We start from the raw sequence: 1,788 nt of genomic DNA, 5'->3' as shown, positions 1-1,788 counted from the left end.
CTTAATAACCCATGTCTTTTTTCATGTCGTATTCTTTCTGAGCCATATCAGGAAGGATCAACGCGGACTGAGTCTGAATGAATTTCTTAGGCTGGGTACCATCCTTTTTCATTGCGATCAGCGCATCAAATGCCGGGCCAGCCATGTTCGGTGTCAGTTCAACAGATGCGTTTGCTTCGCCCGCTAACATCGCTTTGTAGATGTCCGGTACACCATCAATTGATACGATTTTGATTTGTGAACCCGGTTTCAAACCAGCTTCTTTGATAGCCTGGATAGCACCGATCGCCATGTCGTCGTTATGAGCGTAAACGGCACAAATGTTCTTACCGTTTTGTTCGGCCTTGATGAAGCTTTCCATTACTTCTTTGCCTTTACTGCGGGTGAAGTCTCCGGACTGCGAACGGATAATTTTGATGTTTGGCGCAGATTTCAACGCATCTGCAAATCCTTTTTTACGATTTAACGCCACACTGGCACCGACCGTTCCCTGCAATTCGACAACATTACATGGTTTGCCAGCAGCATCCTTAACCAGCCAGTCCCCCGCTACCTTACCCTCATACACGCTGTCTGAAGCCACTGCAGCGGTGTACAGAGACGGATCACTGACTTCGATCGTACGGTCTAACAGGAATACAGGGATCTTAGCTTCTTTAGCTTCGGTCAAAACCGGGGCCCAGCCCGTAGCCACAACGGGAGCGATAAAAATGGCATCAACACCTTGTGCGATGAATGAGCGTATTGCTTTGATTTGGTTCTCTTGTTTTTGCTGGGCATCAGCGATTTTCAGTGTTATGCCGCGTTTTTCTGCTTCTGATTTAGAGACTTTTGTTTCCGCAGAACGCCACCCAGACTCAGAACCGATCTGCGAAAAACCCACAACCAGCGGAGCCGCCTGAACTGTGCCACTAAGGACTGTCGCTACTGCTGCTGCCACAAATAAGCGTTTATACATATTTCTTTCCTCATGTGTAGTCTGAGCTACTTTTTGTTATGACTCGTAGGGTACGGCGAGGACGATTACCCGGCATGCATTCATCCGCTACGACAGTTCTGTCGGAAAAAGGATACAAGCAATGCTGTCAGGCGCTGATAGTCGTCATAAGACGATGATTAGGTTTAGTACATAGAGAAAATGGGAGCATGAGCGAAGTCACATACAGGGAGAACAATCAATTCGTGCATGTATTCAGCCAAAACATGACAAAAAACAACTAGCAAGAATGGAGGTTTTGAGCCCTGTCGGTGCAAAAAACGCTGAACAGGGGGATTAAGAAGCAAAGATTAAGCAAGGAAGAAGGTCTTCAGAAAATTAAGACGAAAAAAAACCCCTCGCTTTCGCGAAGGGTTTAAATATGGCAGGGGCGGAGAGACTCGAACTCGCGACACCCGGTTTTGGAGACCGGTGCTCTACCAACTGAGCTACGCCCCTAAATTGTGCTTACTATTATGCCTGCTAATTTAGCAGGCATAATTTTTAATAATTGGCGGAACGGACGGGGCTCGAACCCGCGACCCCCTGCGTGACAGGCAGGTATTCTAACCAACTGAACTACCGCTCCACCGGTTCTTTCACACGCATCAGCAACCGGCTGATGCGTGTTTGTTCCTGTTATTTTCCTTGTCAGGGGAAAAGGAACACGTTCTTTACTAATTTGATGCCTGGCAGTTCCCTACTCTCGCATGGGGAGACCCCACACTACCATCGGCGCTACGGCGTTTCACTTCTGAGTTCGGCATGGGGTCAGGTGGGACCACCGCGCTAGTGCCGCCAGGCAAATTCTG

Annotated in this window: 1 protein-coding gene, 2 tRNA genes and 1 rRNA gene; all 4 read right to left on the bottom strand. The window is 48.3% G+C overall.

Translation table 11 applies throughout. From position 1 onward, the window contains the following. Position 1: 1 nt before the first annotated feature. A complete protein-coding gene (gene ytfQ / locus J1785_RS01310; protein ID WP_129955236.1) occupies positions 2–958 on the bottom strand; it encodes a galactofuranose ABC transporter, galactofuranose-binding protein YtfQ in 957 nt (318 codons plus the stop codon). Between the two features lie 401 nt (positions 959–1,359). Next, positions 1,360–1,435, bottom strand: a tRNA-Trp gene (locus J1785_RS01305). Positions 1,436–1,488: 53 nt separating this feature from the next. After that, positions 1,489–1,565: transfer RNA gene (locus J1785_RS01300), tRNA-Asp, on the bottom strand. A gap of 98 nt (positions 1,566–1,663) precedes the next feature. Further along, a 5S ribosomal RNA gene (gene rrf, locus J1785_RS01295) occupies positions 1,664–1,779 on the bottom strand. Between the last annotated feature and the right edge of the window lie 9 nt (positions 1,780–1,788).

This window comes from Rahnella perminowiae, from assembly GCF_019049755.1.
Classification (GTDB): Bacteria; Pseudomonadota; Gammaproteobacteria; order Enterobacterales; family Enterobacteriaceae; genus Rahnella; species Rahnella perminowiae.
The sequence above is the reverse complement of the archived record's forward strand: the minus strand, read 5'-3'. Positions and strand labels throughout refer to the sequence as shown.

Excerpts from the sequence above, each read along its gene's own strand:
- ytfQ (WP_129955236.1), bottom strand. The coding sequence starts at position 958 with ATGTATAAACGCTTATTTGTGGCAGCAGCAGTAGCGACAGTCCTTAGT.